The sequence below is a fragment of the Desulfogranum japonicum DSM 18378 genome (assembly GCF_000429945.1).
Lineage (GTDB): Bacteria > Desulfobacterota > Desulfobulbia > Desulfobulbales > Desulfobulbaceae > Desulfogranum > Desulfogranum japonicum.
This window is the reverse complement of the sequence record NZ_AUCV01000018.1, coordinates 55,844-81,560: the sequence shown is the minus strand read 5'-3', so window position 1 is coordinate 81,560 and position 25,717 is coordinate 55,844. Positions and strand designations below refer to the sequence as shown.

Annotated in this window: 19 protein-coding genes; 9 read left to right on the top strand and 10 right to left on the bottom strand. The window is 46.2% G+C overall.

Annotated elements, in window-relative coordinates:
- Positions 1 to 69 precede the first annotated feature (69 nt).
- Together G493_RS0109800 and G493_RS0109795 are read left to right on the top strand one after the other, a co-directional pair.
- A complete protein-coding gene (locus G493_RS0109800; protein ID WP_028580229.1) occupies positions 70 to 252 on the top strand; it encodes a PLDc N-terminal domain-containing protein in 183 nt (60 codons plus the stop codon).
- Between the two features lie 419 nt (positions 253 to 671).
- Positions 672 to 2,027 carry a DUF2254 domain-containing protein gene (locus tag G493_RS0109795; RefSeq protein WP_028580228.1) on the top strand — a complete coding sequence of 452 codons (1,356 nt, stop codon included), beginning with the start codon at positions 672 to 674 and terminating at the stop codon, positions 2,025 to 2,027.
- A 29-nt stretch (positions 2,028 to 2,056) separates the two neighbouring features.
- On the opposite strand, the gene G493_RS0109790 is transcribed toward G493_RS0109795, so the two are convergent.
- Positions 2,057 to 4,009 (bottom strand): aminotransferase class V-fold PLP-dependent enzyme, encoded by a 1,953-nt coding sequence (locus tag G493_RS0109790; protein WP_028580227.1) that lies wholly within the window; start codon positions 4,007 to 4,009, stop codon positions 2,057 to 2,059.
- Positions 4,010 to 4,424: 415 nt separating this feature from the next.
- Between G493_RS0109790 and G493_RS0109785 the strand changes: the two genes are divergently transcribed.
- On the top strand, positions 4,425 to 4,787 hold the full coding sequence (locus G493_RS0109785; RefSeq protein WP_153306469.1) for a hypothetical protein: 363 nt from the start codon (positions 4,425 to 4,427) through the stop codon (positions 4,785 to 4,787).
- 56 nt (positions 4,788 to 4,843) lie between these two features.
- On the opposite strand, the gene G493_RS32055 is transcribed toward G493_RS0109785, so the two are convergent.
- Entirely contained in the window at positions 4,844 to 5,539 is a 696-nt protein-coding gene (locus G493_RS32055; protein ID WP_051309189.1) for a CPBP family intramembrane glutamic endopeptidase, read from the bottom strand.
- 189 nt (positions 5,540 to 5,728) lie between these two features.
- Between G493_RS32055 and G493_RS0109775 the strand changes: the two genes are divergently transcribed.
- Positions 5,729 to 7,444, top strand: a complete 1,716-nt coding sequence (locus G493_RS0109775) for a Na/Pi cotransporter family protein (RefSeq protein ID WP_028580225.1) — start codon at positions 5,729 to 5,731, stop codon at positions 7,442 to 7,444.
- Between the two features lie 169 nt (positions 7,445 to 7,613).
- Here the strand turns inward: G493_RS0109775 and G493_RS32050 are convergent, their stop codons facing one another.
- Positions 7,614 to 8,324: a TIGR04282 family arsenosugar biosynthesis glycosyltransferase gene (locus G493_RS32050; protein WP_028580224.1), complete on the bottom strand. Its 711-nt coding sequence runs from the start codon at positions 8,322 to 8,324 to the stop codon at positions 7,614 to 7,616.
- Positions 8,325 to 8,367: 43 nt separating this feature from the next.
- Positions 8,368 to 9,060, bottom strand: coding sequence for a TIGR04283 family arsenosugar biosynthesis glycosyltransferase (locus G493_RS0109765; protein ID WP_028580223.1), 693 nt, complete (start codon positions 9,058 to 9,060; stop codon positions 8,368 to 8,370).
- A 333-nt stretch (positions 9,061 to 9,393) separates the two neighbouring features.
- On the opposite strand from G493_RS0109765, the gene G493_RS28705 reads away from it, so the two are divergent.
- Positions 9,394 to 11,049: a PAS domain S-box protein gene (locus G493_RS28705; protein ID WP_051309188.1), complete on the top strand. Its 1,656-nt coding sequence runs from the start codon at positions 9,394 to 9,396 to the stop codon at positions 11,047 to 11,049.
- Positions 11,050 to 11,281: 232 nt separating this feature from the next.
- On the opposite strand, the gene G493_RS0109755 is transcribed toward G493_RS28705, so the two are convergent.
- The 3 genes from G493_RS0109755 to G493_RS0109745 all read right to left on the bottom strand — a co-directional run bounded on the left by G493_RS0109755 (position 11,282) and on the right by G493_RS0109745 (position 13,310).
- On the bottom strand, positions 11,282 to 11,752 hold the full coding sequence (locus G493_RS0109755) for a pyridoxamine 5'-phosphate oxidase family protein (RefSeq protein ID WP_028580222.1): 471 nt from the start codon (positions 11,750 to 11,752) through the stop codon (positions 11,282 to 11,284).
- A gap of 176 nt (positions 11,753 to 11,928) precedes the next feature.
- A complete protein-coding gene (locus tag G493_RS0109750) occupies positions 11,929 to 12,579 on the bottom strand; it encodes a hypothetical protein (protein ID WP_028580221.1) in 651 nt (216 codons plus the stop codon).
- 14 nt (positions 12,580 to 12,593) lie between these two features.
- Positions 12,594 to 13,310 (bottom strand): DUF4388 domain-containing protein, encoded by a 717-nt coding sequence (locus G493_RS0109745; protein WP_028580220.1) that lies wholly within the window; start codon positions 13,308 to 13,310, stop codon positions 12,594 to 12,596.
- Positions 13,311 to 13,630: 320 nt separating this feature from the next.
- Between G493_RS0109745 and G493_RS32045 the strand changes: the two genes are divergently transcribed.
- A complete protein-coding gene (locus G493_RS32045; RefSeq protein WP_051309187.1) occupies positions 13,631 to 15,058 on the top strand; it encodes a S8 family peptidase in 1,428 nt (475 codons plus the stop codon).
- A 693-nt stretch (positions 15,059 to 15,751) separates the two neighbouring features.
- A complete protein-coding gene (locus tag G493_RS0109730; protein ID WP_028580218.1) occupies positions 15,752 to 16,609 on the top strand; it encodes a prephenate dehydratase in 858 nt (285 codons plus the stop codon).
- Positions 16,610 to 16,670: 61 nt separating this feature from the next.
- On the opposite strand, the gene G493_RS0109725 is transcribed toward G493_RS0109730, so the two are convergent.
- Positions 16,671 to 17,654 carry an anti-sigma factor family protein gene (locus G493_RS0109725; RefSeq protein ID WP_153306468.1) on the bottom strand — a complete coding sequence of 328 codons (984 nt, stop codon included), beginning with the start codon at positions 17,652 to 17,654 and terminating at the stop codon, positions 16,671 to 16,673.
- Positions 17,655 to 17,926: 272 nt separating this feature from the next.
- Positions 17,927 to 18,733: a sigma-70 family RNA polymerase sigma factor gene (locus G493_RS0109720; RefSeq protein ID WP_161629816.1), complete on the bottom strand. Its 807-nt coding sequence runs from the start codon at positions 18,731 to 18,733 to the stop codon at positions 17,927 to 17,929.
- Positions 18,734 to 19,166: 433 nt separating this feature from the next.
- Here G493_RS0109720 and G493_RS28695 point away from each other — a divergent pair, with 433 nt between their 5' ends.
- Both G493_RS28695 and G493_RS32040 read left to right on the top strand, forming a co-directional pair.
- Positions 19,167 to 20,924 carry a vWA domain-containing protein gene (locus tag G493_RS28695; RefSeq protein ID WP_051309186.1) on the top strand — a complete coding sequence of 586 codons (1,758 nt, stop codon included), beginning with the start codon at positions 19,167 to 19,169 and terminating at the stop codon, positions 20,922 to 20,924.
- Between the two features lie 231 nt (positions 20,925 to 21,155).
- Complete coding sequence (locus G493_RS32040) at positions 21,156 to 24,113, top strand: PocR ligand-binding domain-containing protein (RefSeq protein WP_084813510.1); 2,958 nt, start codon at positions 21,156 to 21,158, stop codon at positions 24,111 to 24,113.
- A gap of 23 nt (positions 24,114 to 24,136) precedes the next feature.
- Here the strand turns inward: G493_RS32040 and G493_RS0109705 are convergent, their stop codons facing one another.
- Positions 24,137 to 25,597, bottom strand: a complete 1,461-nt coding sequence (locus G493_RS0109705; protein WP_035274136.1) for a sigma 54-interacting transcriptional regulator — start codon at positions 25,595 to 25,597, stop codon at positions 24,137 to 24,139.
- Positions 25,598 to 25,717 lie beyond the last annotated feature (120 nt).

Below are 25,717 nucleotides of genomic sequence, written 5' to 3'. Positions count from 1 at the left end.
ACCTATAATCGTTTAGCGAACGTTTGTATGCTCTCTGGAAAGGAAGGCAGAGGGAAACAAGGAGGATATATGGGCATTGAAGTTACGGGTATTTTTGGATTACTCATTCTCATCGGAGATATATGGGCCATTGTAAGTACTGTTCAGAGCCGTGCATCAACGGGAAGTAAGGTCGTTTGGATTCTGCTGATCCTGATACTTCCTTTACTAGGATTGATTCTTTGGTTCCTTCTTGGGCCTCGGTCACGATGAATGAGTAATTATACGAAAAAGCGTAACTGATCAAGGGGTTAACACTACTGATATTTCAAATAGTCCTGAATTGTAACTGGTCACAGGTGCTTCAGATTTGGGTAAGCACGGTTTTTTTCGCAGGTAAGGGTCACGGAAAACATACATTATCCAATCTTGCTTGTCTCTCAACTCGGTAACGTCGTAGCGTCAATGGCTCAATACGGCCCGTGGAACCATTGATACGACAACGTAACCAAACCGATATTCTACGCAATTTTTGGATATTTATTATTTCCCGCGGCCCTAAGCGAAGACTCCGGTAGGCTATCTATGTGGGAAACCGCGATGGTGCAAAGAGATAAGCGACCAGCGGAAGACCTCGTGGGGTAGCTGTGAGCAGTTACTAACACGCAAGGATAATGAATTGGAACCAGACAATGAGTCGAGCGCAACTCTATAACTTTTGGGTGAGCATAAGCGGCAGCTTATGGTTTATTCCCTCAATAATGATTTGTTCTGCTTTTTGTGTTTCCTTTATCACCATATCTCTGGATGTGGTTCTTGAGTATGAGTTGCTACAGCATACTCTGCACCTTGATAAAAGGGCGGTCTTCAAACATTTTTTAATAGTGGGGCCTGAAGGTGCCCGATCAGTGCTTTCCACCATCGCGGGATCCATGATTTCCGTTACCGGTGTAGTTTTTTCCATTGTGATTGTTACCTTGACCTTGGCATCTTCTCAATTTGGTCCCAGGTTGTTGACAAATTTCATGGAGGATAAAAGTACTCAGTTTGTTCTCGGAGTATTTGTTGCCACGTTTGTTTATTGTCTGCTTGTTTTGCGATCAGTTAATTCTGCACAAAATGATATTTTTGTGCCAATGATTTCTGTTAATATTTCTGTGCTTCTTGCCATTGTCAACGCTGGTATCCTTATCTATTTTATTCATAATATAGGCACCTCCATTAAAGCCGAGCATGTAATCCACGGCGTATACAGAAATCTCATTGAAAATATAGACAGGATTTTCAAAGATATCGATACGGCTAATGCCAAGGAAACACCAGGGGAAAGCACTGAAGAGTGTAATCGTTCCTGTCTGTATAGTGCTGAAATAGCTGCGAAAAATGATGGTTACCTGCAATCGGTAGATTACGAGAGACTGGTGTCTCTCTGCGCGACCCATAATATATGTATGCAGTTGTATGTAAAGGCTGGAGAGTTCGCCACATATACGACCACCCTGGGTATGCTGCAGGGGGAAACAGAACTCACAGAAACCCTTGTTCGTGAGGTACAGGGCGGGTTCATTTACGGCAGGCAGCGCACAGCTGAACAGGATGTGGAATTTGCCATCCATCAACTCGTTGAGATAGCGGTTCGTTCGCTTTCGCCGGGAATCAATGACCCTTTTACAGCGGTTTCGTGCATTGATTATCTGAGTTCAGCGCTGTGCTACCTTTCAGGGAAACCTTTTCCCCACTCCCGTTGCTATGATCCTGAAGGCCAATTAAGGGTAATAACCAAACCTGTTACGTTCGGAGACCTTCTGGATACTGCATTTAATCAAATTCGTCAAAACAGTACGGCAAGTGTTGCGGTGAGTATCCGGCTCATGGAAGCATATATACAAATCGCTGCAACCCTTACCGATTCCCGGTCTCAAAAGGCGCTCCTGCGACATGGTAATATGTTGAAAAAATCATCAGATACCTATTTCAAGGAGCAACATGATAAAGAGGACCTTCAGGAGCGGCATGAAGTGCTTCTTACCCTTCTTGGAGATAAGTAGTAAAGAAAATGTTTCTTGTTTTCTTTCTGTTACGCTGTGGTGCCAGCTGTCACTTGTTCCCGAACCACGTAAATCTGTCCGCCATACATCCCCTGGATGTGCGTGTTTTGGGCAACAAGGCTTCGTAAATAGTTGATGGTCGCTTGTTCTATAAGTTGTCCGGGAACCAGCAAAGGGATGCCTGGCGGATATGGCGTTACAAGGCCAGCGGCGATTTTACCAATAGCGTTATCAAAATCCAGGCATTTTCTCGGTCCAAAAAAAGCATCTGCAGGAAGGCAATGCAATGTGATATCCGGGAGGTTGCTTATCAGTGCTTTCTTGGTTCTCGAAACAGGAAGTGTAACTTTCTTTTGATCCAATTTCTTCAGGGCGTTATACAGCCTGATTACCTTTGAGCGTGTTCCTCCCAGGGTAAGAAGAACCAGAATGGTTGAATGGGTAAATTTTTCAATCTCCAGACCGATTTCATCCAGCAGGTATCTATGAATCTCGCTGGTTGAATATTCCAGTCCAGAGACGTCAATAAGGATTTTAAGGCTGTCATGGCCAACATTATCTGTGGCAAAATGGGGAAACAGTTCCTGGAAGTCCCTTTGCTCCAGTATTTTTATATGCTTGAAAGAGCGCATCTGTGTCTTCAACTCTTCAACTTGCCCAAGGAGACCTTTCAGTAGACCATACCCTTCCATTTCAAGCTGTTTGTGACAGACGTCAAGGGAGGCGATAATTTGGTACTTGGGTGATGTGCTTGAATACATGCTGTAGATTTCATGAAAAAAATCAGCGTCAAAATCAGGATCATTGACATGGATATATGATGCCTGAGAAAAGGCTGAGACGACTTTGTGGGCAGAGTGGGTTATGTAATCTGCGCCGGCATTTATGGCGGAATAGTACCTGAATGCAGGGTGAAAAAGAGAATAGGCAAACCAGGCTTCATCTATAAACACCTTGATGCCTTTTGCGTGGGCCATTTTTACAACCTGGCGTACATCGATGAGCAGACCGTCGTAGGTGCACCCTGTAAGCACGATCAGCTTGATACCTTGGTGCTGTTCTATTTTTTCCTTTATTTCATCAAGAGCAGGAGGTGCGAATATTCCAAATTCAGGACTCAAGATGCTGCTGAGATAAATTGGATTTGCCCTTGCCTGGAGAATCCCATAATGGATTGATTTATGGCAGTTTCTATCTACTATAACTTTATCTCCGCTGCGGAGAAGGGTTTGCAGAATAATTTTGTTTGAGGTGCTTGAGCCATTGGTTATGAAAAAGGTCTTTGTGCTCTCAAACGTGTATGCTGCAGCTTCCTGGGCTTTGCCAATGGCATGAGTCCCTTCAGTGAGAGAGCCTAGCGAGTCAACTGAAACAGACAGGTCTCCTACAAAAACGTTCCGGCCATAGAATTGATAAAAATCTCTGATGTAAGGAGAGTTGCGAAAGCTTAAACCGCCGCTGTGGCCGGGAGTGTGCCATGAATCATTTGATTCGGTGATGTATTTTTTATAAGCATCCCAAAAAGGGGTCTGGCAACGGTCATCAAAATCGTTAAGAATGTAACCCAGTATCGACTCTGGATCCTGAATAATATCGTCCCGGAAGAAGAAGGACTCTATATCGTCTGATTCATTAATGATATCAAGTCCTTTTGTGTCGTCTCCCAGGATATAGATTGGTAGGGAAACTCGAATTGCCTTTATCGCTGTGATGATATCGGTGTTGTTTCGTATATTGGAAGCGTTGCTGGCAATGCTGTCGTTCCACTGAGCATCAATATCCCAACTGAGAACAACTGCCTGAATATCAATATCTTCCTCTATGCATTGTATGGCATGGGTAACACTGGATTCGTTCAGGGTTTCGACGCTGAGATCTGTTCTGGCAAAATTATCAACGCAACGCAGTATGTTTCTGGAGATTTCATCCAGTAAGGCAGTGTCGTTTTCAATGATTAATATTTTTAAAACAGGGAGGTTCATGTATTGCTCCAAAAAAACATGCTAAAATCTAAAAATCAGAGGGCGCGCTCCATGTACCCTCACGCAAGGCGGTTTGTTGGTTTAGCAGGAGAAGGTTGACAACCATTACTTACAGACTTTGTCTCCCTACACTTTGAGTAGTGATATGATATTGTATACCAGTGAATCGTACTCTATGGCTCTTTATTTTTTCCAGGAGACAGTCAAGTATTTTTACTGGTTCAATATTCGAAATCCTGGTGTTGCATATGGATACCTTGGTGTCTTGTTATGTCCCCGAGAATTTCTAGTCTGGAGTACCTTGTGAGTATATTCTGCAGCAGATGCGAGGCGCCAGCCATGTCGTCATGTCTTCGTTTTTTGTGTTGTCATTTTTGTTTTGGGCACCACGTATTCAAATTATTTTGGACATATCATGAAAGAGAACACAATATTTAAACAATGCCCCATGTGTGGAACGGTTTGGGAAACACGTGATACCTTTATAGACGATCTCTCCCTTGAAATTAATGGCTATGGCGTTGATTTTCAGCAACTTGAATTGGGGTTGTTCTATTTTACCCACCAGGCGCCAGGTTGCGGGTCAACGCTGACCATCTATGCAAAAGAATTTTTTGATTTGTATTCCGGCAAAAAGTATGAGGAGCGAAGAACGGGTAAAAAAGATTGTCCTTCGTACTGTCTGCAAAAAGAACAGCTTGATCGCTGTGAGGCTCTTTGTGAATGTGCCTTTAACAGAGAAATTATACATATCATCAGGGAACGAAAGTTAAAATAATACGTTCATGGTAAAAGAACGGTCCATTGAATGTATGTTACCTGTCTTTCTTGTCGTCACAGCAAACTGTCAAATCCTGTATAAAAGTACCGCCCAAGCCCTATGGTATACATGAGGCAGCCGTAGAGAGCATGTTCAAATGAAACAGCGAGCAGCGAGCGTGTTTTCAGGTAGGTCCAGGAAAAAAGGTAGCCTCCAGCCAGGGTTAACAGGTTGGATATGGGGTGAAAATAAATGATATGGCCAAAGGAGAAAGCTATCGCACTAAAATGCAGGAGATACTTTTCGTTCTCAGCAATTCTCTGGTAGCGGTGGAAGAGAAAAGCTCGATAAATGAGTTCCTGGGGATAGACTGCAAGCAGCGGATAGATGACCATCAGGGATAGCCAGACTGAAAAATGTTGCCTGAGAAAATAAAAAAGCTGTTCAGGCAGAAAGATGTAGACGAGGCCTGTCAGTGCCAGGGCGATGAGAAAAAACTGCAATAATACTCTGCGAATGTCCTTGAGCCAGGGATCCTTATTGGTGAAAACCTCATTTCTGAAATCATGATTCCTGTACAGAACAATTCCGCTGAAAAAAGCCAGAATTACGAGAAAATAGAGAGGCGAGGCTTCGTGATGAAAGGCATAGATAAAAGGAATAAGAAAAAATAGCAGGAGAAATTCCAGCCATCGAAGACGCGCCTGGTTTGCCGCTTTTCGGGTATATCTGCGGTCTTGCTGACTGGAGGGGATTTTGTGTCTGGTCATGTCGGTTTCCAACTGTATTGGATGTGTCTTTTTCAGCTTGCGCTGTATGGAATATGAAATAGAGAGTTGGATAATATAAATGCAAGCCTGAGAATTGCATCAACCCAGGGGCGTATCTGAAAAAAAAAACGGCAATTTTTCGACAGACTTCTCTCTAATAAAAATACTCACGCTTGTTAAGCGTTGGCCATGACGGAACACGTATCTTATCAATACATACTCATTCACTTTCTCGGTGGTCTTGCTGTTTTTCTTTATGGCATGAGAACCATGAGCAGCGGCATGAAAAAGATGTCAGGCGATCGTATTCGCTCATTGATGTCAAAACTGACCGCCAATCGTTTTTTGGGGATGCTGTCCGGTGCCTTTGCAACCATGGTGGTTCAAAGTTCCAGTACCATCATCGTGATGCTGGTGGGGCTGGTACAATCCAGGATAATGACCTATGTGCAGGCCATGGGCGTTATTCTTGGCGCAGAAATAGGCACCACTGTCAATGCCCAGTTAATAGCTTTTCGGTTGCATGATTATGCCCTGCTCATCTTTGCAGCAGGTTTTCTGTTGCACGTTACTGCCAAAAAACAGAGCTATCAGAATGCCGGGGAAGCATTGGCTGGTTTTGGGCTGTTGTTTTTCGGCATGCAGCTTATGTCGCAGGCGATGGAGCCCCTGCATGATTACAGGCCTTTTATCGCTTTGCTGGATACTTTCTCAAAACCGCTGATCAGCGTATGCGTAGGCATGGTGTGTACTGCAATCATTCAGAGCAGTAGCGCTTTTGTGGGTATTATTATTGTACTGGCCCAGCAGGGAGTATTGACCTTGGAAACCAGCATTCCCTTGATGCTCGGTGCTAATATAGGAACGTGTATTACTGCAGCCATAGCCAGTGTTGGTACCTGCAGGGCCGCGAAACGGGTCTCACTGGCGCAGATTTTGTTTAATCTCAGCAGTGTTTCCTTTTTTCTTTGCTTTATCCAGGAGATGGCTGGCATCGTGCGGTTTTTTTCGCCTGGGCCGGTTGACGGAGACCTTGCAACAACAGTAGCACATATCCCCCGGCAGATCGCCAATACGCATACCTTGTACAATCTGGTTATGGCTTTTGCATTTCTGCCCCTTACGCCTTTTTTCGCCAAACTGGTTGTCCGGCTGTTGCCTGATAAACCTGAAGAGGCACGGCTGATCCCCATGGTGTGGCACCTGAAACATTCTGCGGTTTCCACACCACTGCTGGCACTCAGCTATGCCAGAGCAGAAGTCGGCAGAATGAATAAGATACTTAGCAGGATGCTTGCATCTGCAATCCCTCCGTTTTTCAATAAGCAACCTGCCAGTGATGTTATTTTTCCCCAGCTTTCGCTTGTTGACGGCATCGTGATGCGAGAGCAGAAAATTGATTATCTTGAATCCCAGGTGACTGCATACCTTTTCCAGATCATGCGGCAGGAATTACACCCAAAAGAGTCAGGGGAAGTGTTTACTTTGTTGAAGATTGTTAAGGATCAGGAAGCGCTGGGTGATGTGATTGAGGTGAGGATGTTGCAGCTTTTGCGGGAAAAGAAAAGCAAGAGGGTGGCGTTAAGCAGAGAAGGAGAGCTGGAAATTCGAACTCTGCACGCACACGTCTGCAGTTGTATGGAGCAGCTTACAATGGCCATTGAAAGCGCAGACTGCACAAGAGCATCTGGTATTTTGGCGCAGATGGAGGAGTTCGAACGGCTTGAGCTGCTGACCGAAAGCCATCATCTGCAGAGAATTCAGCAGAAGGTCAGCGTCTCAGAGACAAGCCATGATCTGCATATGGAGCTGATAGACGCTTTGAAACATATTCTATTTTATTGCATGGCAATCACGAAAAATCTTCTGGAGTACCAGAACACGGAGGCTGATACGTGTAGCTGATTTGGTCCTGAGCGGATTGAACTGTCAACAAGGGTGTTGGCCAGAAAATAAAAAATATCCAGGTAACTGCTAACGGCGCACCTGATTTTTCCTCGATAAGCCCGGCAGAAGTATAACCCAATACACTGCACCAGCCTGTTTGCGAAAACCTCAGACATCCTGTGATCAGTTACTTTTCTTCTCCTGTGAATATATGCTGATTGCCGAGCCATTCCAGTAATCTGCTCTGGGGCCTGGACAGAGAGGGGCGCATCTCTTGTAACGTTTTGAACAGATACAGGAGATCCGCGTAATGATCGATATCATTAAGCAAAGGCAGGCTGGTATCGATTTGCCACTTTGTATTTCTTGTAATCAGGGCTGAAATCATTTTTTCCAGGGTGTTGGAACAGGAGTATGGAACCGTGGTCCATATATCCAGGGGAAGTGCCCGACGCCCGGCGACCAGCCAGAAACCTCCGTCAAGGGAAGGGCCAAATACAAAGGTGGAGTGTTGCAGGCGTTCACAGAGTGCCAGCTCGGTCAATGCAGGCATCTGGGGGATATCACTGCCTACCAGGCACCAGAAATCGTGTCGTCTCAAGAGTTGGGCAGAGACACTGGCCATACGTTCTCCCAGGCCGCCTGCACCCTGTTCAAGAATGTTACCGCTCTTCCAGAATATATCCTGTCTGGAGCCTTCTCCTGTGAGCGCCCAGTAGCCTGCAGAATGATTTGTTGCTTCCTGCAACCATTGGGCAGCACAGTCGAGACAATGGAGGTAGAATGTGTCGGTTGCGGCGCGGTTCCAGGTTTTTGCCAGACGGCTCTTGCCAACGTTTTGAGGCGTGCGAGCAAAAACCACTGTGCCCAGGGAAGATATCATGCTTCTGGTTTGCATGTGTTTTTGATATGCGAGCCTTGTTCCTTCAACCTTGTTTTGTTCATTTATAATATTCCTTGGCAAGTATGAAGGGAGAGGTGCCCCATCTATATCGGGCCATAGTAGAGAGATTCCTCACGGCACTGGTAAGGTAGCCGCGTTGTTCAAATCGACGTGCTGAGGTTACGAGAGGCCAGGGCAATATTCGCATGGTATATTGCCGTTGAATTCGTTCCCACCATTCAACGTCTTCCATGAGTGGCCAGTCTGCAAATTGCGTTGTATCTTCCCAGAGGTGGGTCCTGAGAAAAAATCCCTGATCACCGTAAGGTAACTGTAATGTCCTGTTACGGATATGTACCATGTGCTCATATATCCGTGGCCATGCTCCAACTGTTCCGGCAAGGGAAAAACGAAGAGCTCCGCCATCGAGTTCCGGGCTTTCCCTGAGGGTTTGAAGAAGCATGTGATAACTGTGTTCAGGGAAAAAGGAATCAGCATGGAGAAAAAACAATGTGCTTCCAGAGGCCTGTGTAACCCCGCGATTCAGTTGCGCCCCTCTGCCGGGAGGGCCGGAAACCACCGTTGCTCCTAAGTCGCTGGCAACACTGGCAGTTTTGTCTTTACTTTGTCCATCACTGACAATGACCTGTGGACAAGGCGCCAACGCAAACAACTGGGGCAGGAGCCGGCGGAGAGTATCCTCCTCGTTTAAAGCAGGAATGATAAGAGAGAGTTCAGCCGGGTTTTCCAAAATGCATTTCTCCGTTCTTCAGTGAGCATTTGTGTGTTGTATTCACGAAAGACTAGCACTCTTTGGCGGGCAGAGACAAGGATAAAGATGACCAGTTGTTGAAAGACTGCTGGATGCGGCCTGGTGAGGTTCGGGCCGTTTTTTCAGAGCCTTGCTCGTAGATGTTCGGAAGGCCAATAACGGCCGCAGGGATGCTTTGTGTGATGATTTTTGTTGCAGCTTCAGGGTGATATGGAGTTTACTGAGCTAAAGCACTCTGACTGGTATACACGTTACAAAGTGTTTGGATATGACGAAATAACGGTTATGTAGCTGTGAGAAAAAGGTCCTCGTATGTCATCGTCTGAAAACAAAGCAACCTGCAGCTCGGCAGAAGTCGCAAAATACAGAGCATATATCGAAGAGTTAGAACGCCGGAATGAAAGTCTTATTCAGGAAAACATGTACCTGAGAGAACTGTACGACCGTTCACCACTTGGGTATCAATGCCTGGATGAAAAAGGCTGTCTGGTTGCAATTAACAAAGCCTGGCTGGATACTCTGGGGTATGAAAAAGAAGAAGTAATCGGAAGAAATTTTGCCGATTTTCTGGGCCAGGAATGGAAAGAGCCGTTTCAGAAGAATTTTCCCAAGCTTAAAGCTGTTGGTGAAATTTTGGGCTTTGAATTTGAGATGGTACGAAAAGATGGCTCGCTCCTATTGGTGAATCTTGATGGAAGGGTTGGTACGAACATCAACGGAGAGTTCCAGCAGACATATTGTATTATCAAAGATATTACGGCCCGCAGGAAGGCTGAAGAAACCCAGCAGAAACTTCAGAATCAGCTTGTCCATGCTCAAAAAAATAAGGCTTTATGCCGGCTTGTCAGAGGCATATCACATGACTTCAGTAATATGCTGGCTGCAATTCTGGGACATGTGGAACTTGCAAAAAGGTATTGTGAGCCCGATAAAACGCTGTATAAGCGACTGGATGGAATTGAAAACACAGCTCGCCGGTCTGTAACGCTGCTGGAGCAGTTACTGGCATTTGCCGGAAAACAGATTGTGCATCCCAGGGTTATCAATATAAATGAGTGTGTGATCAGTGTATGGGATATGCTCCTGAAAACCATTGGTAAGGATATAAAGCTGAAAAATAGCCTGTCAGAAAACATTTCAGCGGTCAATATAGACCCTTTACAGATTGATCAGATATTGACGGCACTCTGCCGCAATGCGCGGGATGCGATAGAAGAGACCGGCACCGTTGTGTTAAGCACAAGAGACATTCTTATAGAAGTGGATAACCCGTTCGGTAATATTCTGATAACACCTGGAACATATGTACAATTGAGTGTCAGTGATACAGGTTCCGGCATGGACCCGGCAACCCTTGACCAGATATTCGAACCGTTTTTTTCTACAAAATCAAAAGGTATGGGTTCCGGCCTGGGCTTGTCAAGTATTGATGGCGTTGCCAAACAGAACAATGGCTTTATAGAAGTCTGCAGCACTCCTGATATTGGAACCAGCGTTGGAGTTTTTCTTCCCAGTTATTCTGCAGAAGACCTTAACCATGGGCTGGAGGAAGTGAATCTCCCCAGAGGAGAAGGGGAACAGGTACTGGTGGTGGCTGCAGCTGAGTCGATACGTGATACGTTTAAAGTAATGCTGCCTCGGTTTGGGTATAAAGTAGTTTATGCAGAATCTGGTGAGAAAGCGCTGGAGATGGTTCGCCATCGCAGTGAAAAGATAGATCTTCTCATTACCGATTTGTTTATCCCCGGGATGACCGGCCGCGCACTGCACTATAAATTAAGGGAGATTCTGCCGGATATTGCCTGCCTTTTTACCGCCGGATATTCAGCGAGTATTTTGCCATACTACGATCTGCAGGAGGAAGCAGAGAATTATCTTGAGCAGCCATTTTCATATCAGGAACTTGCTGAAGCGGTATGCAGAAGGGTATCTCGCAGCACCTGCGTATACGAACATTCTCATTCTTAGTTTGTGCCAGCCAATGAAGTTTTTTTCCGAGTCCTGTCGATCGATTACCTAGATTTGGATAAACAGTCTCATTTATACACATGCACTAAGAGTTTGGTCGGAGAGTTCTCTTTTTTCTCAGATTAAGGCATTTTTTCGGAAATCAGGCACCGTCATATGGTTGATATTGCGAGCATTGATTTTCTAAAAATAACACAAATATGGCGGAAAAAGAGCTTTCTCCGACAGGCTTCTAGTGTGCGTGATCCAGAGACTGCTTTCCTGTCATCTTTTCTATATGGATTTTCCAGACCCGCACGCTTTGCAAAGGGATATGTGTAAAATCCCATTTATCATCGGAATACTGGGCCATGATACAGCTCAACCCATGCCTTTTCTCTGGTTCTGACGTTTGTTCTCTGGCAACTCCCCAGCCAATTACACTCTGAAAAGAAAATGACCAGTTGCATGGCTTGGTGTCATTGGAGATAATCCTGACGTTGGATTCAAATTCAAAGCAGACTGTATTGTTGGCGGTCAGCATATCAATTTTCAGTCCCGCTGTGGCTGTATGAAAATAGAGAGCCTGGCCATCATAGCCAAATGAAAGCGGAACGATGTAGGGCCTGTCGTTTGCAGATAACCCCAGTCGGAGGACATCACATTGCCGTATGATTTTTGAAAGGATGTTGGTATCGTGAATTTCTTTTTCTTGTCTTCTCATAAAGTAACTACTCGTAGGAGTCTGCGTATTTCGATACACTACAGCATTTGTAACTGCCTACAGAGTGGTTGAGATTTCCGTAAACCGGCTCGTTGGGCGTATTGAGTCATACGTAACTGAGTACGGAGATTGAATGCACTGTGAGCAGTTACTTCATAAAAAATGCTGGGAAATGTTTACAGGAGAGTTGCACTGGCTTGCTCGGTGAATTGCTCTGCCAATGCTGGGTCGCTTATTTCATCACAGAGCATGGCTATCAATTCTTTAAGTCTGGAAGCCTCAGCAGGACCCTGCTCTTGCCATTTCACAATATAATCCTGGGTAACAATGCCTGCAACCGGGCCAATAGCTACGGCCAAAGCTTCTTCAATCTGTAGAAAGTGTTCCTGGAGGTCGTTTTCCGGAGGGGGAGCTTCGGGAGTCTCGATAGGAGGCTGGACCTTGAGGGGAGCTTCAGAAACTACAGGTTCCAACGCCTCCTTCTGCAGCTGCTCCTGCATGTCTGCTGCCAGCATTGCTGCGGTGGTTGCGACCAGGGAACAGTTGGCTTTGGTATCACAGATAGTCAACAGTATGGTTCCTGAACCAAGGGGGGTGCCGACAACTGTACAGGTGTCGAATCGGTAGTGGGTTCCTGATATTTCCATGCCGTGCATACTCCCCATTTTAAGCATACGAATGAGATAGGAACCAACTTGAAGAAGGACGTCAGTGGCTATGTTAACATCTGAATTTGTACAGAGAGGGCCTTCAACTTTATCAAAAATACATGAGCCGGTTACTCCGGGAAGTACTGAGATTTCATCAAGTAATTTTTTTATAGGCATAACAGGCTGGCCATTTAAGATTTGGTTGTCTTGGTGGTTAACGCACTACGCAAGCCGGAGTAGACCTCTGCAAGAGAAGTCTCCTGACTGAGAAGGAGACCAATGGTCAGGCCGCTGACAGGTACGATCAGCAGCATGGTATCATCTTGCAGTTTTATTCTGATGTTATGCAGTCCCTTTGCCCCCAAAGCCTCGCGCATTTGAATGCCACTGACAATGCAATATGCAATAAAATCCCCCATTTTCTGTTTTTTGCTTGATTGCGCAATCAATTTGCCCTGTTTATTTAAAAAATAATAGTGCTGCACACCCGGTATGGCGATGATTTTGTCAATGATCGCTGCCAGGGCTGGGCTGACTGATGACTTAGGCCGCACGGCAGCTGTTTTTTTGCCAGAAGTCTGGTATTGCTTTTCATCATGTTGCGTGGACGCAGCAAGGAGAATGTGTCCCAGTGGCAGAGTAATTCGTTGTATCCTTTCTTCTGATTTGGTCAGGTAAAACGTAGGATTCTCCAGGGCCAGAATTGCAAAAGCCGCATCTAACCCATGCTCGTCGCCATGTTGCGAATCAATCAGACTCCCATCTTTGAGATACATGTAGCTGACGGAGTCTTCCTGGTTGATAACCAGAGTACAGCTTTTTCGTTCGTGTTCGAGCATCTGCAGAAACGCATAGATTGAAATACCGTCGATTGACTTGGCTCGTTGTTCTATCTGGTGATCCGTCATTGGTATTTTAAGCGTAAAAGTAGTTTAACTGTAGGCTGTAACGGCAAAAAAATACACTGTATATACATCAGCCTATCATATTCTTTCTGTTCTATAGAAGAGTTTTTATACTTTCTCTGAGAATTTGATGATAAAAAACAGTAACTGCTCACATGCTATCTGATTTTTCCACGATCAGCCTGATTGCGAAAATCTCAGGCACCCTGTAACCAGTTACAAATACAGGGGCGTTTCAAATTTATCATTTTCCGAGACCCTTACGTTTTGATGAGGATGTTCGTTCAAGAGCAAAATTTGTTTTCCCATTGCAGGAGTGAATTATGCAGGGCAATAAGAGAAAAAAGCGATGTAACCATACTCTAAAGGGTTTGGTTCTTTTGGTCTGGGTATTCTTTGGCAGCTGTTCGTGGATTCTGGCCGCTGAGACAGATCGACAAACCCTTAAAACCGTAGACGACCGGATTTATGTGGTTATTATGCTTGAATACGAGACCTGGCCAGGCACCGTTGAAGAGCAGATGCAATTGGTTCAAAAGCTTCAGGAACAGGCATTACTGGGCCCATTGTCCGAGGGCTTCAGTCTGGTACATAAATTTGCAACAGTTCCCGCCGTTTCTGGGTGGATTACCAGCACGGCATTTGTTAGCGCTGAAAAGAACAGCCTGTTGAAAGACGGCAATAAACTTATTCGTGCCATTGATCCCGATGTATCCGGTGGAGTCTATGAGGAGGATATAGAACAACGAGATAACGGAGGTGGTGGCCTGGCTTCCAGTATTCCTCTTATTGCGGCAGATAAAATCCACGAGCTTGGTATAACGGGCAAAGGGATTGAAGTGGCCATCCTTGATTCGGGTGTGGATAGTGATCATCCTGATCTGCAGAGTGCCTTGCTTGCCGAACAATGTTTCTGTTTCAATCCCGGCGGGGGATGTTGTCCAAATGGTTCCGCATCTCAGACAGGGGCTGGAAGTGCGGAAGATGATCACGGTCATGGAACCCATGTTTCGGGAATTATTGCCTCCAGAGGAAACATCTCGGCAAAGGGCGTGGCTCCGGGCTCTGGAATCACCATGGTTAAAATGCTGGACAGTAACAACAGCTTTTATTCCTCTTCAGATATTGTGAGAGCTCTGGACTGGCTCAACATAAACAGACCTGGTCTGGATGTGGTGAACATGAGCCTGTATACCAATGCCACTTTTTCTGAGACCTGCGATTCCACGTATGCCTGGACACAGGCTCTCTACAGGGCTGTTGCAAATCTGACAGCAAAAAATGTCGTTGTTGTGGCCATTGCAGGAAATAATGGAGAAGCTCAGATAGTCACAGCCCCGGGCTGCCTTTCCAATGTCATAAGTGTAGGGGCAACGGACAGTGATGATACCGTGGCACGTTTTTCTAACAGCCATACCTCTGTGAAGTATTTTGCGCCTGGGGTAAATATTGTATCCGATGCCATTGGCGGGGGTACTAAAAGCATGTCAGGGACTTCCATGGCTGCTCCCCATGTGGCTGGAGCCGCTGCATTAATACGCCAGGCATCCCCTGGTGTTTCCAACGCTCAGATGATGCAGGCTCTCAGTAACAATGGCGTGGATATCACGGATTGGAACGGTCTCACCAGGCCAAGGATACAAATCTATGACGCCTTGTGCTCCCTGGTTAACTGTTCAACTCTTGGTGAAGACTCCCCAGAAAAATATATGTCTCCGGCGACGTTACATCTCCTGCTCAATGATCAGTAAAAGTCGGTACGCTATGTTTTCAGACCCCTTTCCAGGAGTTCATATAATCTGTCGGAGGACGCTCTTTTTCTCATATATGTGTTGTTTTTAGAAAAACAATGCTCGCAATATCAAGTGGATGGCTGTGCATGATTTCCTGACAATGCCTTAATCTGAGAAAAAATAACAATTCTCCGACAGATACTCATTCCACTATAAGATCTGTATTTTTGTAAAATTAAATGAAAATTTGAAATTAATGTTTGACTCTGGAATTATTCAGGGTATGGTATATCTGATGCCGGATATTTCGGCCTCAATCTTCTTCTCACCCCTCTACCGTCTCCCCACTCCACAGGTAGAGGGGTTTTATTCCTGTGATGGCAATATCTTCGGATTTACCGGCCCAACGATTGTCCCCCTGATGTACACCTTTAACGAATACGATCTGAAACATACCATTTGCTGAAAATATGAGAACTGGGTAGAAACTGGCCCCATAGTACCATCTTGAAAATGAGGTGTTGCATCACTGCAAAGCATTGGTAAATGGAATTCTGATACCCCTCTTTCAGGACGAGCTTTCATAACCCGACCCTTGTTGTAAAAAATTGAGACGTACCGCCCGGTATGATTACAGACTGAGAAAGCAGTGGTAAGAGTTACGTACGGGTAAGCAGGCAGGAGAAGCTGAAAGAAAATGAAGGTGAATTAATGGAAAACATATACAAAAAGATATCTTTCCAGGGGATGGCTGGCGCATACTCAGATCTGGCCTGTAGAATGGCATATCCAGAACTTGAGACTGTCCCCTGTGTTTCATTTCTGGCTGCCTTTCGTGCGGTCAAGGACGGGGAGGCTGATCTGGCCATGATACCTGTGGATAATTCCCTGGCAGGACGTGTTGCAGACGTTCATCATCTTATCCCACGGGAAAAACTGTATATTATTGGAGAACATTTTCAACTCATACGTCACTGCCTGCTTGGCTTGCCAGGATCGCAAATAGAGCAGTTGACCGATGTGCATAGTCATGTACATGCCATCCCCCAATGCTCCAAAATAATTGATCAATTAGGGCTTACCAGACATGTTGTTGCTGATACAGCAAAAGGCGCATCAGACGTCAAAAAATGGAATGATCCCACCCAGGCAGCGATCAGCTCAGATCTGGCGGCAAAAATTTATGGACTTGATATTTTGCAGCGGGATATTCAGGATGCTCCACACAACACAACCCGTTTTCTCATTTTTTCAGAAGAAAAGAATGTCCCGCGTCTGGAGGTGGGGAAAAGCTATATTACCAGCTTTATTTTTGAAGTACGTAATATTCCTGCAGCTCTTTATAAAGCGTTGGGAGGATTTGCCACAAACGGAATTCAGATGGTCAAATTAGAAAGCTATGTGGATAAACATTTCAACGTGGCTCGTTTTTATGCTGACGTTGAGGGCCATATCGATGATATGCCCTTACAGCTGGCGTTTGAGGAGCTTCATTTTTTTGCTAAGAAGGTTGAGCATCTTGGCACATATCCTGGCCATGCATTTCGCGAGAGTAACGGGCATTCCTGATAAGAGGTCTGCGGCATTCGCGTGCTGCTGCAAAGAGATTCCGTTGTATACGAACAGATCGTCATTGCCGGGCTAATTTTTTCATGATGCTTTCACAACGTTCCCCGGGGCTCAAGGCTGTCTGTTCCAAGGTTCGCAGGAGTTGTATCAAAAGTTGGTTCTCTGGCTGTGGCTGGAGAAGCAATGTTTGTCCTTGGATATACAGCTCATCCAGTTCAGAAGAGGTGGCTCCATTTGAACAGACGGTCCGTAGAGCAGTCAACCACTCCTGAGGGGTGAGGGTGATCGTGTTCGGAGAGTTTGTTCTGGCTTCTGCTTTGCTGCGGTGTGAGTTCTCGCCATATCTTGATTCTATGCTCTGTTTCTCCGGCACTGCCTTGAAACCGGGAGCAACTCTTCTCGCAGACGACTGGGGGGAAGATGCTCCATCACTGAATTGTTCATCAACAGCTGACTCGCCTGATGAAAAGTTGTTGAGAGAGTGGGGCGTTTCCCGTTGTCTGTTGAGTTCGATGGCAGGAGAAATTTGCTCTTCAATCTCTTGCTGTACCATGTCGTCTGCAGCAGGGGCGGCTATCTTTTTTGAGCTTTTTTCTTTGTTGACGGGAGCTGGGGGCGCAAGTTGGGAAGAAGGCGGCGCTTCCAGGGGCCTAAAACCTGTGCCCATTGTGAGAGGGGTGTTCTTTTCACTGATATTGAGATAGAGCACCAAACAGGCCGCCGCAGCCAGGAGGGAACCCGCAGTGGTCAGTGATTTTGGTTTACCCATAAACTGAAGCAGACGGGCAACGGGTTTGTTTTGCTTGTCTTCCTGATGAGTTTTATGCAGTGACATCCACTCGCTATAACAATCATCGCAGCTTGCCAGGTGATTCAGGACGCATGCAGATTGCTCGTTGGAGAGGCGTCCTTCCACAAAAGCTGCGAGCTGTTCATGTTGAAGGCAGGCGTCTGCTGCTTTGGGCTGCTTATTGGCCAGCGCCAGAAGGGCAAGCGTTTTGTCTGATTGCCGTTTTTTGGGGAGAGTGCTTTTTTTCTGAGTCATACCTGCATCGTAGTAAAATTTTACCATCTGATGTGTATAAAGACGGTCTTTTCCTGTTGGAGTGTCGTTTTTTCAATAAGGGTCACGGAAAAAATAGATTATCCAATCTTACTTGTCTCTCAATTCGGTAACGTCGTCGCGTCAATGGCTCCATACGGCCAGTATGGAACCATTGGCGCGACGACGTTACCAAACCGATATCCTACGCAATTTTTGGATATGTATTATTTTCCACGACCCTAAGAGATACTGTTTTCATCGCTGAGGTGCCTCTAGAGCAACTGGCGCAATTCCTTTTCAAGCCCAGCATCACGGATGGTATTGCGGATTCGTTCCAATAATCTGCGAAGCCTGCCGTGAACCTGGTATCTATTCAATCCAAGCATGCGACCGGCTTCTGCTACAGAAAGGCCATCCCGGTAGCATAACTGCAGCAGCAGGGTTTCTTCAGGTGCGAGATCAAAGGAGAGTTCACTGATTTTTTCAACAAAGGCTTCCGTCTCAGCAGGTGACTCAATGCTTAGACACATACGCCCGAGGATGGTGAGCAGTTGGGCCCGTTCCTGTCTTTCCAGTTCCAGTTGCTGGCTGGAAGCTTGCCCGGAGTCCTGTTCAGGATTTGCTTCTTCAACAAGCTCTGCCGGTTCTCCCCGATACTCTCCACATGAAGGAATTTCTCCTAAAAGAGTATAGGCGGCATGTTCAAGGGTAGCCGAGGAGGCTGGTTGCCGGTTTTTGATAATGGCTACAGCCTCATCCGGCGTGTATCGTTCCAGGCAGAGGAGTTTGAAGAGAGTCGTCCAGATGCCTCCCAGGCGGTGAACCCAGGCAGGAGGCTTGATGCGGCCAAAGCGTTTGCGGGCAAAATCTTCCAGCAGTCTGTGGGTGAGGGCTGCAATGTAGGTTTTTGCAGAGGATTTCCCAGAAAAAGCGCGTAATCGACGCCAGTTATCTTCAGCCAGTCCGTTAATAACAAAAAGCGCTGCTTCTTCAGCAAGTGCTTCCGAGGGAAAACGGCGCATGGCGAGACGGTTGATCATCTTCCATTCCGCCATTGCTGTTTCCTGCCATGTACTCACGTGTAAGTTCCTCATGTAGATAATTAATTTGAACGATACGGGAGATATTACTTTACCTGCGCATTGAAATGAACAGTTTTATTTCCTTGAGAGAAGATGGTGGCGATGTAGCATTTCCTTATGGTGTGGCATTTTGCGGTGCTATAAAAAGATGTGATTATGGTGAGTTGCACAATGGAGCAAAGAAGTCGCGCATACTTTAGACAATTGACCTGGCTTAAGTTTAAGGGGCATGGAAACAATAAATTATCCAATCTTGCTTGTCTCTCGACTCGGTAAACAAAACTGATATTTCAAGTAGTTCTGAGTTATACCTGTGGTCAGTTACATGTAATCGGCATATTTTTTACAACACATCACCGTAGCGTGTCCGTCAACAGTGGTACGATGTTGAGTAAAGGAATATCTTCATATCACTTTTAAGGAGATCATTATGAAATGGCTGATGACAGGTGTACTTGTTTTTCTGGTTTTGTTGACAGGATGCAGCTCTCAAAAACAGGCTGAGCAAGAGGAAAGTAATCACACGGTTACTTCAGATCAGGCCAAACCCAAAGAAGCTGCGGATGTTGCACCTCAAGCTTTGATAAAGCAAGAAGAGCAGGCAACGGTGGCTTCTCCTTCAAGAGAAAGAAATGCCTCCCTTGCCAGAACTGCACAGGATAAGGCCAAGATGTATGCGCCAGCTCCAATGGCAGGAAGTGTTGCCGGCGTGGTACAACCGCCTGCACAGTGGAACCGTGAATCCTATAATGCAATACAGGAAAACAGTTTTATCAATACGGCGAACGATCCGTTGTCAACCTTCAGTATAGATGTTGATACAGCAGGGTATGCAAATGTGCGTCGGATGGTGACCCTGGGCTATCTCCCGCCTGTGGGTGCCGTACGTATAGAGGAAATGATTAATTATTTTTCCTATGATTATCCTCAACCTGAGTCTGGGAAAGATTTTCGTCTTAGCGCTGAGGTCGGCCCCAGCCCATACCATAAAGAGTATCGACTGGTGCGTATCGGTTTGAATGCCAAAGATATTGATCCCGCAGATCTTCCGCCATCCAACCTTGTTTTTCTGGTAGACGTATCTGGTTCCATGCAGTCGGTCAACAAGCTTCCTCTGCTTAAGCAGGCTATGAAACTTCTTGTTGAGCAGATGGGATCCAGGGATCGCATTGCAATCGTTGCCTATGCCGGTAGTGATCGAGTGGTCTTGCAACCTACAGCAGCCAACGACAGGGGCACGATCTTTAATGCGTTGGATCAACTGCGCTCAGGTGGCTCAACCCATGCATCCAGCGGTATCCGTACCGCCTATGATCTGGCTCGGCAAAGTTTCATGCCAGGGTGCAATAACCGGGTGATTCTTGCCTCTGATGGCGATTTTAATGTCGGGGTCACCAGCAGAGGAGAATTGCAGAAGTTGGTTGAAGAGGAACGAAAAAGCGGCATTTACCTAACGGTGCTTGGCTTCGGAATGGGGAACTATCATGATGATACCATGGAAATCCTTGCGGATAAGGGCAATGGCAACTATGCCTATATCGACTCTCTGCTTGAAGCTAAAAAAGTGATGGTTAAAGAGATGAGCGGTACGCTGTTTGCCTTGGCTAATGATGTCAAAATCCAGGTGGAATTTAATCCGGCCCACGTCGGGGCATACAGGCTGCTGGGGTATGAGAACCGTGCACTGGCTGATGAAGATTTTCGGGATGACACCAAAGATGCCGGTGAAATCGGTGTCGGCCATCGGGTAACTGCCCTCTATGAGTTGATACCTGCCGGTCATGCATCCATTCCCACTGTTGATCCATTGAAATACCAGAAATCGCAGGCAAAAACTGGAGAGACTGCCGATGAATTGCTGACCGTGAAGTTACGCTATAAGCCCCTTGGTAAGAAAAGTTCAGAAGAAATGAGCCTGCCGGTTTCAGTAACAATGCCGAAAAAGAACAGTGCGGATTTTCAGTTTGCTGCAGCTGTGGCCGGATACGGCATGCTGCTGATCAAAAGTGACCACCTGGGAACTTTTACCTGGGAGCAATGTCTGCAATTAGCAAAATCCGGACGAGGCAAGGATTCTGAAGGCTACAGAGCGGAATTTTACCGCTTAGCTGAAACCAGCGAACTGCTTGTCAAGCAACAGCCTGTCACTCCATCCGCCCCTATCCCTGTTCGGTCAATGGCGAAATAATTGCCGGGCACCTGCCGGGAAATGTATCCCGGCAGGTGGATGAGATGTAAATAATCTCTTGTGGTTACAGGGGCTTTATACAGGTAAATGCGGAAAGTGTATGTATAAGTTGCTGATTCGTAGCTATTATTTTGATTTGTGGTAAACAGTGGTTATTGATGGTGAGTTGGGTTCGATGAGTGGAAAGTCATCCACTGCTGTATAAAACACTATATTGTCTTCCCGGGTAATATGATGAAAAACTGGAGCAGAGAAATTCTCAATAAGCTACAGACAGCTGTATATATGACAGATAAGGATATGAATCTCGTATATCTGAATGCCGCTGCTGAAGAGATATCTGGTTATACCATGGGAGAAGCCCTGCATAAGAAGTGCTGGGATGTTTTCGGCACTCAGGAAAAGAATTGCCGGGAACACTGCCCGGTCAAAACAGCCATCAACGAGGGTGCACAGAAGGTATCCCATCATTCCACCATACTGAACCGGGCAGGAAAGCGGTATCATATGGTTGTCTCTGTAACTCCTTTTGCACACGGTAATCAACGGGGGGCGATGTTTGAGCTTGAAAAGCTCAGCGGTTCAAGCCTGGTGGAGTTGTCCCATATCAAGGCACTTGATGCTCTGGAAATAGAGGTGGAACGGCGGAGGGCCGTAGAGGCCGAACTGTTGAGAGAAAAGCAATTGTTTATGGCCGGACCGGTGGTCATGTTTCAGTGGCTGAATGCTCCAGGATGGCCGGTGGAATGGGTTTCAGCCAATATCGGGCAGCTTGGTTATACTTCCGGTGATTTCAGTGCCGGATCAAAGGTGTTCAGCGACATCATTCATGAAGACGATCTTGTACGTATACACAGCGAGGTTGAACAGTACAGCAAAGAAGGCAGGGACTCGTTTGAACAGGAATACAGAATTCGAACAAAAGAGGGCTGCATTATCTGGGTTCACGATTTTACCAGGGTGATTCGTGACTCAAGTGGAGCGGTTACCCACTATGACGGGTACCTCCGTGATATATCGAACAGGAAGAAATCCTGTGCAGAGCTTTCTCAAAGTCGGGATATGCTCAATATGCTGATTGACACTGTGCCCTTGTCCATTTTCTGGAAAGACGGGCAGGGCAGGTATTTGGGATGCAATCGTGTTTTTGCAGGCATAGCCGGGCTGGAGGATCCTGAACAGGTTGTAGGTTTAACCGATTATGAACTGCCCTGGGATAGGGAAGACATCGCAAAATATTTACAACATGACCAGGATGTGTTGGAAGGGAAATCCGTTAAGCGACATATTCTTGAGTCGGTTCGTCATGCAGACGGCAGGCAAATCTGGATCGAAGGTTCCGTTGCTCCTCTTTTTGATGAGAACGGCAACGCATTCGGGTTAATGGGCATTTTTGAAGATATTACAGCTCGTCGCAGTCTTGAGGAAGCTCTGGAAAAGCGAATTATTGCTTTGACCCGGCCATTGGAGAGCTCCAAAGAGATAGAATTTGAAGATCTGTTTAATATTGATGATATCCAGAAATTGCAGGACGAGTTTGCAAAGGCAACAGGCGTTGCCACCCTTATCACTCACCCTGACGGCAGTCCCATTACCCAGCCTGGAAATTTTACACGGTTTTGTACAGAGATTGCACGGCAAAGTCAACTTGGTGAGGTTCGTTGCAGGCAATCCGATGCAGAGACCGGAAAGATGAGCATTGAGGGACCAATTGTACAACCATGCCAGGGTGCTGGTTTCCTGAATGCCGGGGCTGCAATCGTTGTCGAAGGAAAACATCTTGCATCCTGGTTGATCGGCCAGGTCCGTGATGAAGATCAGACAGAAGAGCAAATCAGGGAATATGCCAGGCAAATAGGTGAGGATGAAGAGCTGGCTGCTGCAATATTCAATGACGTTCCCTGTATGAGCAGGGAGCAGTTCGGGCATGTTTCCAGAGTATTGTGTACCATGGCCAACTATCTTTCTACCCTGGCGTATCAAAATATTCAGCAGGCAAAATTGATACGTGACCTCAATACCTCGGAAAAAGAACAGAAGCTGTTACAGTCGCAACTCCTTCAGGCTCAACGGATGGAGTCTGTGGGACGTCTGGCTGGGGGGATTGCACATGATTTCAATAATATGTTGAGTGTTATATATGGTAATGCCGAGCTGATGATTGAAGATATTGAGCCAGGATCGATTCTCACGGAGAGTCTTGAAGAAATTTTGAAAGCTTCTGAAAATTCCATTAATCTGACACGGCAGTTGCTGGCTTTTGCCAGAAAACAGGCTATCGCGCCAAAAGTGCTTGATTTAAACGAAGTCATTGAAGGTATGCTTCGTATGGTCGGGCGTCTGATTGGTGAAGATATTGACCTGGTCTGGCGCCCCTGCTTTAGCTTATGGCAGGTAAAGGTCGACCCTTCCCAGATTGATCAGATTCTGGCAAACTTGTGTACCAATGCCCGGGATGCCATTCAGGGGATAGGAAGGATTGTAATTAAGACCGCCAATGTGTTTTTAGATACTGATTACTGCACACTCCATAAAGGGGGAAAGCCTGGAGAATATGTCTGTATTTCTGTGCACGATACCGGTTGTGGTATGGATGCGCATGTGCTCGACAACCTGTTTGATCCCTTTTTCACAACCAAGGAGGTTGGCAAAGGAACCGGCCTGGGGTTATCAACGGTGTACGGTATTGTACAGCAGAACAAGGGACATATAGAGGTTCGCAGTGAACCGGGGCAGGGCTGTACGGTTAGCATATATTTACCACGACATATCGATGCCGGTCAGTTGCAGCAGCGCACGCTGGAAATAGGAAGCATGCATACGGGAACAGAAACCATTCTCCTGGTCGAGGACGAACCAGGTGTGCTTCGTATGACTTCAACCATGTTGCAACAGTTGGGATACACTGTTCTTGAAGCATCTGGTCCTGAGCAGGCAGTGGAGCGTGTGGCATCGTATGGAGGGCGTATTGATTTGTTGGTTTCCGATGTTGTTATGCCGGGAATGAGTGGCAGGGATATGACAGAAATGTTGCTGCAGTCTTCACCGCAACTGAAAGTACTGTTTATCTCGGGGTATTCAGATGAAGTGGTGGCCCCCCATGGTATACTGGAACCTGGTATTCATTTTATGAGCAAACCATTTTCCAGACAGAGTTTTTCTCAGAAAATTAGAGAGATACTGGGTTGAGCTTGCGCTGAATTAACGCTTGGCTACTGTTGATCCTCTCCCAGCTGGATGTATTTTTTTACTGTCCTTCTGTCCAGTTCGCTTATACGTCCTACAGCTTCATACGAGCCATGTTGTTTATATAGCAGCCTGCAATACATAGAGAGTAATTCCTGGGCACTCAAGGAACCTTGGGAGCAGCCGTGGTTTATCTGCTCCACTTCCGTGGTTGGTAAAGCGTGTTGCCAATGGTAGCGGTTGTTAAGGATAATCTGTCTGGTACACTGTTCCAGTTCCCGGATGTTGCCGGGCCAGTTATAGTGAGGTGGCTGATGTTTACCGATGTATTGCAACACCTTGGCAGCCAGTTCATCAGGCTTTTCGCCAAATATTCGTTTCAAGACCACATCCAGAAGTTCTTCCAGCTCATTGGGATTTTGATCCAAACGCATTCGCAGACTCGGTACTTCAATGACATCTGAACAGAGGCGATAATAAAAATCATCTCGAAACTTTCCTTCTTGCCTGAGCTTGTCCAGGGAGTGATTGGTAGCAGCAATCACCCGTCCAGGAAATTTTTGCGCTTGATGACTGCCCACAGGAGTAAAAGTTCGTTCCTGGAGAACACGCAGAAGCTTTACCTGAACCGGTAGAGTTACGTCACCGATTTCATCGAGAAAAATGGCTCCACAGGGACTGCAAAGGCTGAACACTCCTTTGTGTTGGTCCACAGCACCGGTAAAAGCACCTTTCTGGTGGCCAAACAGTTCTGATTCAATGATCTGTTCAGGAAACTGTGACAGGTTGATGGATACAAAGGCCTGGGTAAAGCTTTCTGTGAATTTTGAATGTCTGGAGTTAAAGGGGATATATCCGGATCGGCCTATGGCTGCAGCTGCCAGACCTTTCCCTGTACCGGTCTGGCCGAGGAGCATGGTGGAAAAATCATCCATGCGATTCCATAGGTACTGTTCATACAGCTGTATTTCGCTGGTAAAGATGTTATGCCACAGGGACCTCCTAAGTTGCTGAATACAATCACTTTTTCCTACAATCTTGTTGATAAAGAAATAAGCTCTTCGCATCTGAAAAAAGAGTGCAAAGTAGCGCAGGCACAATTTTTCGGAAAAACCATAGGATTGTAGCAGCCCCAGGGCATCACGGGCAAATGGTACCTGGCAGCAGTCATCGCCTGCTTTAACCTGTTGTTGAATGTGTTGGTCAAAGCAGGGGACAAACAGGTGAAAGATATAGAAGAGCGCTCCATAGGCAAACAGTTGTAGATCTGTATCGTTTAAGGGCTTGCGAATGCTATGTTGTCTGGCAGCGATGCGATCAACAATGGCTTTGACATCTTCAGTGAGTTTGGCGGTAATTTTCGGGAGTGGATCTGAAGCTGATAATCCGGTTAAGGAGAGATCTATGGCAAGGCGTCTTGAACCAAAAGGATTGGCAAAGATGGCGTCTCTGATTTTGCTGAGCTGTTCCCGTTCCTGTGCTTCCATGTATTTTCCAGTGTTTAGGGTCACGGAAAAAATAAAGTATCCAATCTTGCTTGTCTCTCAACTCGGTAACGTCGTCGCGTCAATGGCTCAATACGTATATGTTGCCTGTTCCTAAATTGT